This window comes from Shewanella olleyana (genome assembly GCF_023283825.1).
GTDB classification, from domain to species: domain Bacteria; phylum Pseudomonadota; class Gammaproteobacteria; order Enterobacterales; family Shewanellaceae; genus Shewanella; species Shewanella olleyana.
In genome coordinates, this window is sequence record NZ_JAKILD010000018.1 from 79,635 (window position 1) to 94,017 (window position 14,383).

13 protein-coding genes are annotated in these 14,383 nt (G+C 42.5%); 9 read left to right on the forward strand and 4 right to left on the reverse strand.

What is annotated here, in order from left to right; translation table 11 throughout:
• Positions 1–166 precede the first annotated feature (166 nt).
• Both galK and L2735_RS13745 read left to right on the forward strand, forming a co-directional pair.
• On the forward strand, positions 167–1,309 hold the full coding sequence (galK, locus tag L2735_RS13740) for a galactokinase (RefSeq protein ID WP_248985248.1): 1,143 nt from the start codon (positions 167–169) through the stop codon (positions 1,307–1,309).
• A 136-nt stretch (positions 1,310–1,445) separates the two neighbouring features.
• The gene (locus L2735_RS13745; RefSeq protein WP_248985249.1) at positions 1,446–2,477 is read left to right on the forward strand and encodes an aldose epimerase family protein; all 1,032 of its coding nucleotides are present in this window, start codon (positions 1,446–1,448) and stop codon (positions 2,475–2,477) included.
• 77 nt (positions 2,478–2,554) lie between these two features.
• Here the strand turns inward: L2735_RS13745 and L2735_RS13750 are convergent, their stop codons facing one another.
• Both L2735_RS13750 and L2735_RS13755 read right to left on the reverse strand, forming a co-directional pair.
• Positions 2,555–2,992, reverse strand: a complete 438-nt coding sequence (locus tag L2735_RS13750; protein WP_248985250.1) for a hypothetical protein — start codon at positions 2,990–2,992, stop codon at positions 2,555–2,557.
• A gap of 535 nt (positions 2,993–3,527) precedes the next feature.
• On the reverse strand, positions 3,528–4,508 hold the full coding sequence (locus L2735_RS13755) for an NAD(P)H-quinone oxidoreductase (protein ID WP_283104643.1): 981 nt from the start codon (positions 4,506–4,508) through the stop codon (positions 3,528–3,530).
• Between the two features lie 617 nt (positions 4,509–5,125).
• Here L2735_RS13755 and L2735_RS13760 point away from each other — a divergent pair.
• From L2735_RS13760 to L2735_RS13790, 7 genes are all read left to right on the forward strand, one after another.
• A complete protein-coding gene (locus tag L2735_RS13760; protein ID WP_248985276.1) occupies positions 5,126–5,911 on the forward strand; it encodes a substrate-binding periplasmic protein in 786 nt (261 codons plus the stop codon).
• A 406-nt stretch (positions 5,912–6,317) separates the two neighbouring features.
• Positions 6,318–8,774: a M1 family metallopeptidase gene (locus L2735_RS13765; RefSeq protein ID WP_248985251.1), complete on the forward strand. Its 2,457-nt coding sequence runs from the start codon at positions 6,318–6,320 to the stop codon at positions 8,772–8,774.
• The gene (locus L2735_RS13770; protein ID WP_248985252.1) at positions 8,774–9,283 is read left to right on the forward strand and encodes a DUF6702 family protein; all 510 of its coding nucleotides are present in this window, start codon (positions 8,774–8,776) and stop codon (positions 9,281–9,283) included. Before L2735_RS13765 ends, L2735_RS13770 begins: the two co-directional genes overlap by 1 nt.
• 307 nt (positions 9,284–9,590) lie before the next feature.
• Positions 9,591–10,322 carry a DUF1538 domain-containing protein gene (locus tag L2735_RS13775; RefSeq protein ID WP_248985253.1) on the forward strand — a complete coding sequence of 244 codons (732 nt, stop codon included), beginning with the start codon at positions 9,591–9,593 and terminating at the stop codon, positions 10,320–10,322.
• A 57-nt stretch (positions 10,323–10,379) separates the two neighbouring features.
• Positions 10,380–11,234, forward strand: a complete 855-nt coding sequence (locus L2735_RS13780) for a DUF1538 domain-containing protein (RefSeq protein WP_248985254.1) — start codon at positions 10,380–10,382, stop codon at positions 11,232–11,234.
• 3 nt (positions 11,235–11,237) lie between these two features.
• A complete protein-coding gene (locus tag L2735_RS13785) occupies positions 11,238–11,588 on the forward strand; it encodes a P-II family nitrogen regulator (protein WP_248985255.1) in 351 nt (116 codons plus the stop codon).
• On the forward strand, positions 11,585–11,986 hold the full coding sequence (locus L2735_RS13790; RefSeq protein ID WP_248985256.1) for a CBS domain-containing protein: 402 nt from the start codon (positions 11,585–11,587) through the stop codon (positions 11,984–11,986). Before L2735_RS13785 ends, L2735_RS13790 begins: the two co-directional genes overlap by 4 nt.
• 55 nt (positions 11,987–12,041) lie before the next feature.
• Here the strand turns inward: L2735_RS13790 and L2735_RS13795 are convergent, their stop codons facing one another.
• A complete protein-coding gene (locus tag L2735_RS13795) occupies positions 12,042–12,782 on the reverse strand; it encodes a single-stranded DNA-binding protein (RefSeq protein WP_248985257.1) in 741 nt (246 codons plus the stop codon).
• A 121-nt stretch (positions 12,783–12,903) separates the two neighbouring features.
• Positions 12,904–14,271: an MFS transporter gene (locus L2735_RS13800; RefSeq protein ID WP_248985258.1), complete on the reverse strand. Its 1,368-nt coding sequence runs from the start codon at positions 14,269–14,271 to the stop codon at positions 12,904–12,906.
• Positions 14,272–14,383: the final 112 nt, after the last annotated feature.

Consider the following 14,383-nt stretch of genomic DNA (forward strand, 5'->3'; position numbering starts at 1 on the left):
GTTACACCTCGGACCAATCGTGATATAAATCACATATCTATCGCGCAATTAACTCACTTTCGACTAGATTTAAGGTTAAGTAAGTCAATACGATATAAGTAACTTAGTACGTAACTAAGTGCGTAGCTTTTTTACGTAACTCGGCATTCTTTGGAACTGTAACTGTATGTCTAATCCTGCTCAAAAAGCCATGAAGTTGTTTGTACAAACATTTGGAACTACGGCTGATGACCTGTATCAAGCACCAGGTCGCGTCAATATCATTGGCGAACACACGGATTATAACGAAGGATTCGTTTTACCCGCTGCAATTAATTTTCACACTGTTATCGCCGTTAAAGAACGTAGCGATAATACTTTCAGAGCTGTTACTGATGCTTTTCCAGGTCAAATTGAACAGTGGAAGTTTGGTGAAGAAGGCTCTACCCAAGACCAAAGCAGCTGGGGCAAGTATTTAAAAGGATTTACCGCGTCAATGTATCAATCAGGCCTTAAAGCAAAAGGGCTTGATCTCGCTATTGTCGGCAATGTGCCTTTAGGCGCTGGCATGTCATCTTCTGCTGCGTTAGAAGTCGCGTTTGGTACTGCGATTAGCTACGCCAGTCAGTTGCACCTGTCGCCTCTCGCGATTGCTCAAATTGCCCAGCGTGGTGAACATCGATTCATCAAGACTGAATCTGGCATCATGGATCAAATCATTAGTGCCCAAGCTGAGGCCGATCATGCTTTATTGATTGATTGTTTAGAGCTTGATAGCGATCCAGTCTCGATCCCAGAAAACCTAAGCTTATTGATCGTTGATCCAAACATTGATCGTCAAAGCCTCATTGAGCGTTTTGATAAACGCAAACAACAGTGTGCAGAAATCAACGAGTTACTCGCTATAGAATCATTACGTGAAGTGAGCCTAGTACAACTTAATCGTGAAAAAGATCGATTAGGTGACGAGCTATTTGCCAGAGCTAAACACGTACTGAGTGAAAACCAGCGTACAGTTAATGCCGCTAGAGCCCTTGGCCAAAATGATATGCCTCGCTTTAGCCAATTAATGGCGCAATCTCATGAGTCGATGAAAACCGACTTTGACATTACCACCCCTGAAATCGACACCTTAGTCAGTATCATCAAGCAAGTCATTGGCAATCGTGGCGGCGTGAGAATGAGCGATGGTTGCATAGTCGCATTAATCGATCATGAACTCACTGATGAAGTGGTGAATGCCATTGAAGATAAGTACTTTAAAGAAACGGCAATTGAAGCCATTATTTACTTATGTTCAGCCAGTGATGGCGCAGGAAGAATTGACTAGTTTCAATCAAAGCGACGTTAGGTAACAATCAAAAAAGGCTTATTTATTAAGCCTTTTTTATCAGCTAAATTAACCAAGTTAGTAAAGGCCATAAACAGGACATACTCCTTCATAATCTCATCAGGAAGAGGCATAAATGATTCAAATTACGGCATTGGAGCCATGGCAAGATCCCCGTGGTGGCCAGATTGAGCGGGTTCAATTAGATAATGGCATTATCGCAATCGAAATCCTAAGTCTTGGTGGCATTATTCGCCAATTATCAACTGCCGATAGCCTAGGGAAACATGAAAACATCGTCTTAGGTTGCGACAGTATTGAAGATTATCTCTCTCAACAAGCCTATCTGGGTGCGATTGCGGGGCGATACTCAAATCGGATTGCTAACGGCCAATTGCAGTTTCAAGGTCAAAGCTACCAGTTAGACGTAAATCAAGCGACTAACTGCTTACATGGCGGCGCTGATGGTTTTCATTTAAAGCAATGGCACATGCAGGCCATAGAAGATGGAGTCAGACTAACGGTTACCAGCCCTGATGGTGAAATGGGCTTTCCGGGAAACTGTGAAGTGCAGCTTGACTACCGCTTAGATGGCAATAACTTACTTATTGATATGCAAGCCAAGGTGGATAAAGCGTGCCCAATTAGTTTAACCCAGCACAGTTATTTCAATTTGGAAGGCGCTAACAGTAAAACCAATACCCAACATCAGATCCAAGTGGATGCACAGCAGTATTTACCAATGAATGATGTCGGCGTCCCGATTGGCATTAACTCAGTCACAGGCAGCGATCTAGACTTATCGCAAACAACATCCTTTGCAGTGCAAACGGAGCGTGCAGTCTTATCTGCAACCAATGGTTTTGATCATTGTTATGTATTAAATAATGATGACGAGATAGTCAGATTTGGCTCTATTTCGGCGCCAGCAAGCGGCCGTACAATGACTATTTACACAAACCAGCCTGGAGTACAGGTATACGGCGCGAACTTCCTTGAAGGTGCTGTTGGTTTTAATGGTGAAGTCTATCAATCACACCAAGCCATCTGTATTGAACCACAAATGCTGCCAGACTCCCCTAACCAACCAGAGTTACCTGGCGAGCCTTGGATACCAGCAGGCGGCACCTATCATCACTCAAGCCGTTATGAGTTTGGTATCTTATAAACTCAATTAAAGTCAGCCAACAAAAATGGCGCTATCCCTTGGATTAGCGCCATTTTTATTTATCTCATACCATGACGTTAATCATCATCATCTTCACTCATACTCGCTTCGAAGCCAGTATCTTCATAATCCATATCGTCATCATTAACACCCATACTGTCATCAATGGGGTCATCTAATGCAGCTGATGGTTTCTTTTTGGGCTCTGGTGCTGAATCAGGTACTGAAGACAGTTCGATATGTGCTTCATGCTTAGCCATAAATTCAGTTCTTGCCTCTAACCATGCAGCCTCATGCTCAGCTTTGGCTGATTTTAATTGCTCGTTATCCAGTTCGTGTAGGTTAACTTTAACGATATCTTCAACGTATTCACCGATAGTATTTCGGTTTGCATTGAATAAATATATCCGCCCTGGAGAAGCGTCTGGTAACGCGTTGTCGTGGACAACAATAGACGTGCCTCTTGAGGTACGAAGCTCACCAAACCAAACTTGTTTTTTTGCAGTGTTATACATATATGCTAACGCCCTTAAATCAACACATACCTTTGATAATGCGCTATTGTTAAGCACACAGTTCAATAATTAAACCATGTTCTGAGAGCATGATTAATGGGAATAATTAATCAAAAAACGCTGCAAAAATCAATCATTGATTTATGAACCTTTTGATATTTTGAAGTCAGTATTTTCTTTTTTAAACAGAGCTGCTCAATCTTTCGGCCTAAAACAATATCGTTCAAAAATCAACCAGCGCCGTCAATTTCAAATTTAGTTGAAAAATGGCAGCCTTCAAGTCGATATTTTGAAAAATACTGTTTTAAAAAACATCAATTGAGAACAGAAAAAGGATATCTGCTAAAAATCATTACATTGCGGTGATTTAGCATAAAAAGAGGGCGTAAAATTAGTCTCTGGTGACTTTATGGAGCAGGTTAACTATAAGTGATAGGCAATGGCGCTAACAGCTTTGGGACTAACATTAACAGCCATGGAGCTATCATTAACAGCAGCAAAACCATCAGGTATGACTTTGCTGCTAACCTAATGACTAAATCAACTTCAGGACGATTTTCCCTTGATGCTGGCCAGACTCCATATATTGGTGGGCCGCAATAACATCATTAAATGCAAAAACCTTATCCAGTTTAATGCTCATTTTACCTTGCTCGAGTAAAGGCCATATGTGCAGTTTTAGCCCTTGAGCAATTTCGGCTTTAGCTTCAATACTTTGCGGTCTTAACGTAGAGCCTGTCCAGCGGATCCTTTTAGCCATTAATCTAAAAATATCCACTTCAGCTTTCATGCCTCTTTGCATCGCAACTGACACCATTCTTCCGTCCATCGCCACCACTTTAAGGTTACGGTTAACAAAATCGCCACCAGCAATATCAAATACCACATTAACGCCTTCGCCTGCTGTCGCTGCTAAGATGGGTTCAACAAAGTCTTCACGATGATAATTAACCGCCACTGCCGCGCCTTGTTCAAGGCAGTATTGACACTTTTCATCAGAACCTGATGTAACAAAAACCTTAGCGCCTAATGCACTGGCCATTTGAATAGCAGTGGTACCAATACCACCAGAGCCGCCATGAATAAGCACAGTTTCACCAGCCGTAAGTTCAGCCCTTACCACCATATTGCCCCAAACGGTAAAACAGGTTTCAGGTAATGCAGCGGCTTGCTCAAAGCTATAGTTTTTAGGTATAGGCAAACAATGACTGGCGTCGGTAACAACTTGCTCTGCATAACCACCACCTGGCACCAGGGCGCAAACTTTATCTCCGACCTTCCATTGGCTAACATCGCCTGCTACTTCAAGGATTTCCCCCGCGACCTCTAGCCCTAAAATCGCGCTTGCACCTTTAGGGGCAGGATAAGCTCCTTCACGCTGTTTGATATCAGGGCCATTTACACCTGCAGCATATACTTTTATCAACACTTGGCCTTGAGTTAACGGAGCAAGCTCACTGTGACTAAAAGACATCACTTCAGCACTACCCGTTTTGTCAAACGAGACATGTTTCATACAGCAAATCCTTATTAAAGTGTAATTAGGTAAACTCTACTGACATTGCCACCCGCCAGTGATACTACTGATACTACTGATACTACAACCTAAATAATGACTGGTATCACTACAAAGTCATTTTTCAATGGGTTGTTTGTATCTGGTAGGCGCATAAAGGTAATTATTATTAAACTTTATCTTATACCCAAACAACCTGAAGATACGTGTTTCAGAGCTTCACCGTGTTTTCAATACTAGGCGCGTTAATGCGGTAATGTAGGTACCTTATAAATTAGCGCAACAACGTAGTGGGAACACGGTGAAACTCCCTGAGGGCAAGTTTTACACGCGTTTATGCTGCGTTATTGATTTTGAAAAGGGAATAACCATTACCCGCAATCAATGCCTTGCCTAAACGCGTGTAAATTCTTGCTGAAATCGAGTATCTTCAGGTTGTTTGGGTATATAGTGTCGACATGAGTTACTATATATACCAATATGCTTAACGTTAACGACTTTTTCGCAATTAACATCTCTCAAATACCCTTCCATGAGTATAATCTCGTTAATAAAGGTTTTGACGTGACACTTTTGCCAAACTACTTCGACTAACTGGAAATAACATCATTGTGAAAATGACACTAAAAACAGCTTTAGCCAACGTTGTAAAATATTGCATCACTTTATTGCTGTGCTTTGGCGCATTCTCTGCGTCTGTTTCAGCTAAACCCCTTTTAATCGCCTCCGATATTTGGTGTCCTTATGTTTGCGAAGGTCAAACGGGCTACGTCACCGAGTTAACTCAACGTGCTTTTGCAGAAATGGATCAGCCGGTACATTTTATAGCCGTACCGTTTAATCGTGCACTTAAAGAAGTACAGCAGGGTAATATTGACGGCATTTTAGCAGTGACCCCTGAGCATGTAGCCCAATATAATTTATTCACCGATGAAATCATTATTGGTTATGCCAGTAAGGACTTTTTCACCACTAAGAGTTTTCCTTGGAAATTTACCCAATTGGAAGACTTAGATAATGTGCAGGTTGGCATTATTCGTAGCTATGATTACGGCGAACGCTTAAACAATAAAATAGCTCATTCAAATCGTTTTTACTTTGCCTCAGGTAATCAACCTTTATCCATGAATATCCAGCGCCTTATCAAAGGTCGATTCCAAGTCCTGCTTGGTAATAAAGTGGTCATTGAAAACACTGCAGAAAAGTTAGAGCTAGCAGACCAAATCCGTTATGTCGGCTCTTTTGGTGAACCATTACCTTTGTATGTCGGCTTTAATGCAAATAACACCCAAGTAGCAAAAATGTTTGCGAGTGGCTTAGAGAAACTAAAGCAAACTGGCGAGTTCCAGCAAATTTTGGACAAGTACAACATCGAAGAAACTGCAGCGACTCCTTTCCTGTAACGAATAGTTTTCTCAGTCACGAGTAAGACTTAACTACATTTCATTGAAAACCCATCAAAAAAGCACTTTTACCATGTAACCACTTGTTTATTAGCAGCTATTAATAAAAAAGCTTACCTCAACTCTTCTATTTTATTTAGCCATTACTGATATTAGCAAAGCTTTTAACCGCACTAATCAAAATAAGTTACAAAATGTGTACTTTTAACACATTTGTTATCGCTGGGTGTACAATCTATTTTCGGTTTTATAAAGCCTCTACATCACTCAGCATTGATAGCCTTAAATTGAAAATAAACGTCACGAACACATGAGTCGGACACTGCTATTTCTGCCTGAACCATCTTTAAAAATTATAAAAACATGTGGCATTTAAGCTTAAAAAAGTGACCACCTCGGAGCAAGCATGAAACTGTATTCTCAGGCTATCGCACTAGTATTTGGCCTAATTTATCTTCCTTTAGTGAGTGCATCCCCTATTGAACAAACTAAAGGTGACTTTGAAGATAAGTTTCGTCAATTAGAAGAAAGTCACCCAACACCTAATGATTACCGTAATGCTGCGGGTGAGCCAGGTAAGGATTATTGGCAACAGCAGGTTGATTACAACATCAACGTAAAGCTAGATGAAACTAAGCGCCGCATTTCAGCAAATCAAACCATTACTTACCATAACAACTCACCTTATACACTTAAGTATTTATGGATCCAGCTCGAGCAAAACCGCTTCAGTCCTGACTCTATTGCTGAACGCAGTAGCACCTTTTCAGGCCTTGGTAATAACGCCAGTGCTTCAGCGAAAGCTCAGGATAAGGCGCCTGCTAAGATTAACTTATCCACCTTACGTCGCCAGCAGTTTATGGACGATGTTGAGTTAGGTTACGAGCTTGCCAATATCACCGATGCCAAAGGCAAAGCCTTGCGTTATGTTATCAATGGCGCACAAATGCGCATTGATTTACCCAAGCCACTTAAGCCAAATCAAACTACCAAAGTGAAAATGGATTTTGAGTTTAATATCCTTGAAGAAGATGCTGTAGGCGCACGTTCAGGTTACGAGCACTTCCCTGATGATAAACGTGAAGGCGGCAATGATATCTTCTTACTAGCCCAGTGGTTTCCACGCGTATCGTCTTATTCAGATTACGAAGCTTGGCATAACAAAGAGTTTTTAGGTCGTGGCGAATTTACCCTTGAGTTCGGTAACTACGACGTAAAAATGACCGTGCCTAGCGATCATATTGTCACCGCAACTGGCGTATTACAAAACCCGAAAAAGGTACTGACGAAAACTCAGCGTAATCGTTTAGAAGATGCGAAAGATGCCAAGCGCCCTGTGTTTATTGTCTCAGCGGATGAAGCCTTAGAGAATGAATCTAGCACTCAGTCAGGCCAAAAAACTTGGCACTTTAAAGCTGAAAATGTCCGTGACTTTGCTTGGGCATCATCACGTAAATTTATCTGGGATGCTAAAGGCTATCAGCAAGGTGGCGACACCATGCCTGAAGTCATGGCCATGTCGTTTTACCCTAAAGAAGGTGGTGAACTTTGGGAGAAGTACTCCACTGAGTCTGTCATCCATACTATGGAAGTCTACTCACGCTTTACCTTTGACTACCCTTACCCAACAGCCATTAGTGTTAACGGGCCTGTTGGCGGTATGGAATACCCGATGATCAGCTTTAATGGTCCACGAACCATTTGGCATGAAGATGGTCCTCGTAGTTACACCTTATCTGAAAAACAATTCTTAATTGGCGTGGTGATTCACGAAGTAGGTCATAACTACTTCCCGATGATTGTGAACTCAGATGAACGTCAATGGGCTTGGATGGATGAAGGCTTAAACAGCTTTTTAGACGGCGTAGCCAGTAAAGAGTGGGATCCTGATTTAGCTTGGGGGCGCGAGCCAAGTGACATCATCGAATACATGAAGTCTAACGTGCAAGTACCTATCATGACGCAATCCGATAGCATCTTAAAGTACGGGCCTAACGCGTATACTAAACCTGCTGCTGCGCTTAATATCTTGCGTGAAGTGGTGTTAGGTCGCGAGCTGTTCGACTTCGCTTTTCAAGAGTACTCTCGCCGCTGGGAAAACAAACGCCCGACGCCTTATGATTTTTTCCGCACCATGGAAGAAGCCTCTGGCGTGGATTTAGATTGGTTCTTCCGTGGTTGGTTCTACACCACAGATCATGTGGATATCAGCATTGATAAGGTGTACCAATTACGTTTAGACACCAAAAATCCTGATATCGATTTTGATCGTCTACGCCAAGAAGAAGCCGATAAGCCAACCTCATTATTTATTCAAAATAACCAGCAAGCAGGCATGAAGCCTTGGGTAGACTTAAACGGTGACTTAGCCGATTTTCATGACGAAAACGACCGCTTTACTGTGACCAATAAAGAGCGTAATAAGTACCAGTCGACCATGGCTAAACTTAAGCCATGGGAACGTAAAGCACTCGCTCGAGCATTAGAAGAAGACAAAAACTACTATGTGATGAACTTCTCTAACATTGGTGGTCTGGTTATGCCAATATTACTTGAGATGACCTATGCTGACGGTACTACAGAAAAGCTCACTTTACCTGCCGAAATCTGGCGCCGTTCACCTCATGCTGTGAGTAAATTGATTGTCACTGAAAAGTCACAGCAACTGGTCTCTGTTGAAGTCGATCCAAGCTGGGAAACCGCTGATGTGGATATTGAAAACAACCATTATCCGCGTAGAATTATCCCGTCACGTATTGAAGCGTATAAAAAAGAAAAACGTAAGGGTAAGCACCGCCGTGATGTGATGCATGACATCAACACCGAAGTGAAAGAACCTGAGGCGAAGGAATATAAGAAGTAATGTCACGACAATTTATCGCTGTCGCCTTTTTGATACTTATTGCCGCAATGAGCATTTGCGGCAAAAGCTGGGCGCACCAACAAAAAGAAAGCTACAGCAATGTGCTATTTAACGAGCGAACTGGCAATTTAGAAGTTCAGCACAGGTTCTATTTACATGATGCAGAGCACGCTGCTAAACGCCTTTTCGATAGCAATGTTGATTTATTGAAAGAGCCAGTGAGCCGAGAAGCTTTTGCTTATTACGTGCAAGATAAGTTTCATATTGCCGATAATAACCAACAAGTGATTAAGCTCAATTTTGTTGGTACTGAGGTAGAAGGTAAATACCTATGGGTTTATCAAGAAACCCAGATTAATCATCAAACCATGAATAGCTTTTATATTAAAATGGAAAGCTTGCAAGAGCTTTGGCCAAGCCAGCTTAACTACATTAATGTTGAACGTGAAAAGCAGGTGAAGTCATTAAGACTTGGTGCTGGCGATGCATGGCAGCACTTAACTCTTTAGCTATTAGCGGCGAACCCGAAACAGTTAGCTCAAAATCATTAACACTTGAAAGAGACCTTAGGGTCTCTTTTTTATTCGCTTTAGCTACCCTCACCTTACCTAGCGCACGTTTGTTTTCATAATTTGATCTAGCTCAAAAATAGCGCAACTTTTGTTAAATTCTTGTTGTTTAAAGTTATCAGGTTGGCACACTGAAGATAGTGATATAGAAAATTAAGCTATAAATATACTTCAGATAGAACCAGTTAGTTATCACCTAAGCTGTTGTAATATTGTTCTTTAATTATGTGTATTCACAGGAGGTGGAATGAGCGGATTAGTTAAACTACTACAATCTATGCTCGGCAGTTTTCGAGATTTAGTCCCCATTATATTGGTGGTCAGTTTCTTTGAAATCTTTATTCTTCAGCAAGCCCCTGCAAACTTGTTCTCAATTCTCGTTGGGGTCGTCTTTATTGTTCTAGGATTAACCTTTTTCGTGTTTGGCTTAGAGATGGGACTTTTCCCCATTGGTGAATCATTAGCACACGCCCTTGCGCGAAAAGGTAGCACCTTTTGGTTAGTTATTTTCTCTTTTGCTTTAGGTTTTGGTACCACCTTAGCCGAGCCTGCCCTCACCGCAGTTGCAGCCGAAGCCGCAGAAGTTGCCGCCAGAGGTGGTGCGATAGCAAGCTCAGAAGATGCGATGGATATTTACGCATTAGGACTCAGACTCACAGTAGCGGTGTCAGTCGGTTTAGCTATTTTGCTTGGGGTGATCCGCATTGTAAAAGGCTGGCCAATCCATTACTTGATTATCGGCGGATATGTCATTGTGATGATCCTCACCAGCTTCGCCCCAGATAACATTATCGGCATCGCCTACGACTCAGGTGGCGTCACAACCTCAACGATTACCGTCCCTTTAGTCACCGCACTGGGTGTAGGTTTAGCCACCGTGATTAAAGGTCGTAACCCCATGCTTGATGGTTTTGGCTTAATTGCCTTTGCCAGCCTAACCCCTGTGATATTCGTTTTGCTATATGGCATGGTGCTTTAGCTATGAGTATTAACCCGTCTGTCACCGATTTTAGATTAATCTCATTGGGAGTAACTCATGGCGTGGCTTAACCAGTTATTCGAGACCTTATTACTGACTATGCGTGATGTGATCCCAATTGCGGTCATATTGTTTGGTTTTCAGTTAGGTGTGCTCAAACGACCTATCGCTAATTGGAAAACCGTAGTGCTAGGGTTTGTATACGTCACCTTTGGTTTGAGCTTTTTCCTAGTGGGATTAGAGTTAGCGTTATTTCCTATTGGTGAGAATCTCGCAAACCAACTGACCTCTCCTGAAATTTTACACCCTGACGGCTCTGGTGGACCTTACTTGTGGCAAGACTATTTTTGGGTTTATGTATTTGCTGCTGCAATTGGTTTTAGCACCACGATTGCAGAACCCTCTTTGATTGCTGTTGCGATTAAAGCCAATGAGGTTTCTGGTGGGACTATTAGCACCCAAGGTTTACGTATTTCTGTCGCTATTGGGGTGGCATTTGGTATTTCGCTCGGCTGCTTTCGTATCGTGGTCGGCGATCCAATTCACTATTACATCATGGCAGGTTATGTGGTGGTGGTGATTCAAACCTTCTTTGCCCCTAAATCAATTATTCCCCTCGCCTATGACTCAGGTGGCGTCACCACATCCACTGTAACAGTGCCTTTAGTGGCAGCTTTGGGCCTAGGATTGGCATCCAATGTTGAAGGACGTAATCCGTTAATTGACGGCTTTGGGCTGATTGCTTTTGCAAGCCTATTTCCCATTATCGCCGTGATGACATATGCCCAAATTGTAGCTTGGTTAGATAAGCGCAGAGATCAATCAAGTGACGAAGAAACCGAAACACAATCAGCTATTAGTAAACCATCATCTATATCAAAATTAGAATCGAATCGATCCGTTAAGGAGTAAACCATGCGATTTAAGTTAATTATCGCGTTTGTCGACGACATCACCACTGACACAGTGCTTGATGCAGCAAGAGAAGCCGGTGCAACTGGTGCAACTGTTATCAACCATGCCAGAGGTGAAGGGCTAAAGAAAAAGAAAACCTTCATGGGCTTGGGGCTAGACGTACAAAGAGATGTCATTTTATGGCTGGTCGAAGAACATATGAGCCGCCATATTTTAGAAACGATTTGTGATGTTGGCAGTTTTAATACCAACCCAGGGCAGGGTATTGCTATTCAAATTGATGTTGAAGATGCCGTTGGTGTTGCACACCAAGTCGAAAAACTCACCAATGAGATTAAGGATCAAATATGAAGCAATCGACGCTTATTAAAAATCGCGACGTATTAATGAATCAATATGCCATGATTGACGGCATGCTGACGATTAGCGAGGCCATCGCCATTGCAGTCGAACATGACGTATCTATTCTGGTAGTAAATAAACGCCATGAACACGATGAATACGGGATGCTGCTGCTGAGTGATATCGCCAGAAAAGTGCTGGCAACCAATAAGTCACCCGAGCGAGTCAATGTTTACGAAATTATGATAAAGCCGGTCATGTCTGTCAGCCCTGATATGGACATTCGTTATACCGCCAGATTATTTGACCAATTCCAAATCAATAAAGCCCCGGTCGTTGAAAACCATAACATTGTTGGTTTCGTGACCTATGATGATATTGTCCTTAAAGGCATGGTCGGCAAATAAAAATCCCTGCGTAGCAGGGATTAATTTTCATCGACAATATTAAATATACTGTGAATTAGAACGGGATATCGTCATCCCAATCGCCACCTAAATCAGGTGTCGTGTTCTGTGGTTGCGGCGTTGGTGCTGGACGCTGTGCAGGAGCTGACTGCTGCTGGAAACCACCTTGCTGTTGTGCAGGTTGTTGGAATCCACCTTGCTGCTGTTGAGCTGGGCGCTGCGCTGGTGCCGACTGCTGTTGACCATAACCACCAGATTGTTGCTGTGGTGCTGGCGCTTGAGGCTTAGGCGTATAAGCTGGTTTTTGAGCCGCTTGCTGTTGAGCAGGTTGCTGGTAACCACCTTGAGGCTGTTGCTGTTGGCCGTAACCACCAGACTGCTGAGGAGCGCTTTGTTGCGGTGCATTGCCACCAAAGTTTTGACCTTGGTTCATGCCACCTTGCTGACCGCCTTGACCACGGCTATCAAGCATTTGCATTTCCATCGCATTGATTTCTGTTTTGTAGCGGTCTTGGCCAGTAGTCTGATCCTGCCACTTACTGGTTTGCAGTTTACCTTCTAAGTAAACTTTAGAACCTTTTTTCAGGTACTCGCCTGCTACTTCAGCTAAACGACGGTACATAACAATGTTATGCCATTCAGTACGTTCTTGCTGTTGACCTTGTTGGTCTTTCCAAGACTCACTCGTTGCCACAGTAAAGTTAGCTACGGCGTTACCATTTGGCATGTAACGAACCTCTGGGTCCTTTCCTAGGTTACCGACCAAAATTACTTTATTCACACCACGACTGGCCATTGAAATCTCCTGCGATTTACCATGTTCTAAATTTAATTACGTTCAAATTCTGTTGAATTAATTATGTCATTTTATGGTTACTGAAACATCAGCTACTCCACAAATAAGCCCAAATTAATTCTTAGCTGACAGAGCCTAACACAGCTCGGGCTTCTCTTAAATCGAATTGATCATCTACTTTTAAATAAGCGGCTTTCTCTTCTATCACCACAATCGCTTCTGCAACACCTGCAAGCTGTGATAGTTGAGTTGCCATATCTTTAGCATGATTTCTATCTTTCGCTTCTGCTTCAAGCGTATAGGTTTTTAGTAGTACAGGTTTTTCCATGCCGATGGTTAATAACAGCCAAACAAACATCAGCGCTAATGCCACAAAAAACACCCCTGAAGCACCCACTAACTGATAAGCGCCGCCACCTAACATACCGCCGCAAAATGCACCTAAAAATTGACTGGTTGAATAAACCCCCATCGCAGAGCCTTTATCACCCATTGGACAAAATTTTGCGATAAGACTAGGTAATGAAGCTTCTAAATAGTTAAAACCAGTAAAAAATAATACTACTGCGCCACTAAGCACCCATAAGTTATCCGCATAAAACCCCATCGCAGCAAGCGCTAGCATCATAATCATTAGCGAAATTTGGAACATGGTTTTGGTGTTATTGCGTTTAACCCCAATGATGATTAACGGCACCATCAAGAAAAATGCACCAATAAAGGCTGGGAAATACAGCATCCAATGTTTTTCTTTCACTAAACCTGCATCAACTAAATCCAGCGGCAGTGCAACAAACACGGCAGTAAGGACTAAATGTAATATGAAAATGCCAGCATCTAAGCGAAACAGCTGCGGATCCATCAGCATGCGTTTAAGCTTAGTTGGCGTAGCAACAGTATCGCCTTTAGGTGCTTGTGATACCGGATTTGGCACTAATACCTGCACGATAACCATACCCAGCACAGCCAAAATTGCTGTTAAAAAGAATAAGCCTTCAAGACCTGCATACTGGGCAACGATTGGCCCTGCTAATAAAGATAAAGCGAAAGAAAAACCGATACACATACCGATTATCGCCATCACTTTTGTACGTTGTTCGTCTCGTGTAAGGTCGGCAGCAAGAGCAAGTACCGCAGCTGCGATTGCCCCCATACCTTGCAGTGCTCGACCAAATACCACACCATAAATATGGTCTGACATGGCAGCGACAATACTACCGATAGCAAAAATAACTAAGCCACCAAGAATGATCGGCTTGCGGCCATATTTATCTGACAACATGCCCATTGGAATTTGCAAACAGGCTTGAGTTAATCCATAGGCACCAATGGCAATCCCGACCCATAATGGCGAGAATCCTTCCAAGTGTTGGCCGTAAAGCGCAAACACGGGCATGATCATAAATAAGCCCATCATTCGTAAGCCAAACACACTAGCTAACGAAAATGCGACTTTCTTCTCTATGCCGGATAGTCCATTTTTGGCCATTCAATTGCCCTTAATACTGTATCGATAAAAAATTTTGAGTTGCGCATATTATCACAGCGTCCTAATTTAGCTCAAAAGGAATAATGAACCAAGGTGCAACTGTTTATCGTAT

Excerpts from the sequence above, each read along its gene's own strand:
- L2735_RS13760 (WP_248985276.1), top strand. The coding sequence starts at position 5,126 with ATGACACTAAAAACAGCTTTAGCCAACGTTGTAAAATATTGCATCACT.
- L2735_RS13800 (WP_248985258.1), bottom strand. The coding sequence starts at position 14,271 with ATGGCCAAAAATGGACTATCCGGCATAGAGAAGAAAGTCGCATTTTCG.
- L2735_RS13775 (WP_248985253.1), top strand. The coding sequence starts at position 9,591 with ATGAGCGGATTAGTTAAACTACTACAATCTATGCTCGGCAGTTTTCGA.
- galK (WP_248985248.1), top strand. The coding sequence starts at position 167 with ATGTCTAATCCTGCTCAAAAAGCCATGAAGTTGTTTGTACAAACATTT.
- L2735_RS13765 (WP_248985251.1), top strand. The coding sequence starts at position 6,318 with ATGAAACTGTATTCTCAGGCTATCGCACTAGTATTTGGCCTAATTTAT.
- L2735_RS13790 (WP_248985256.1), top strand. The coding sequence starts at position 11,585 with ATGAAGCAATCGACGCTTATTAAAAATCGCGACGTATTAATGAATCAA.
- L2735_RS13755 (WP_283104643.1), bottom strand. The coding sequence starts at position 4,508 with ATGAAACATGTCTCGTTTGACAAAACGGGTAGTGCTGAAGTGATGTCT.
- L2735_RS13745 (WP_248985249.1), top strand. The coding sequence starts at position 1,446 with ATGATTCAAATTACGGCATTGGAGCCATGGCAAGATCCCCGTGGTGGC.
- L2735_RS13770 (WP_248985252.1), top strand. The coding sequence starts at position 8,774 with ATGTCACGACAATTTATCGCTGTCGCCTTTTTGATACTTATTGCCGCA.
- L2735_RS13785 (WP_248985255.1), top strand. The coding sequence starts at position 11,238 with ATGCGATTTAAGTTAATTATCGCGTTTGTCGACGACATCACCACTGAC.
- L2735_RS13795 (WP_248985257.1), bottom strand. The coding sequence starts at position 12,782 with ATGGCCAGTCGTGGTGTGAATAAAGTAATTTTGGTCGGTAACCTAGGA.
- L2735_RS13780 (WP_248985254.1), top strand. The coding sequence starts at position 10,380 with ATGGCGTGGCTTAACCAGTTATTCGAGACCTTATTACTGACTATGCGT.
- L2735_RS13750 (WP_248985250.1), bottom strand. The coding sequence starts at position 2,992 with ATGTATAACACTGCAAAAAAACAAGTTTGGTTTGGTGAGCTTCGTACC.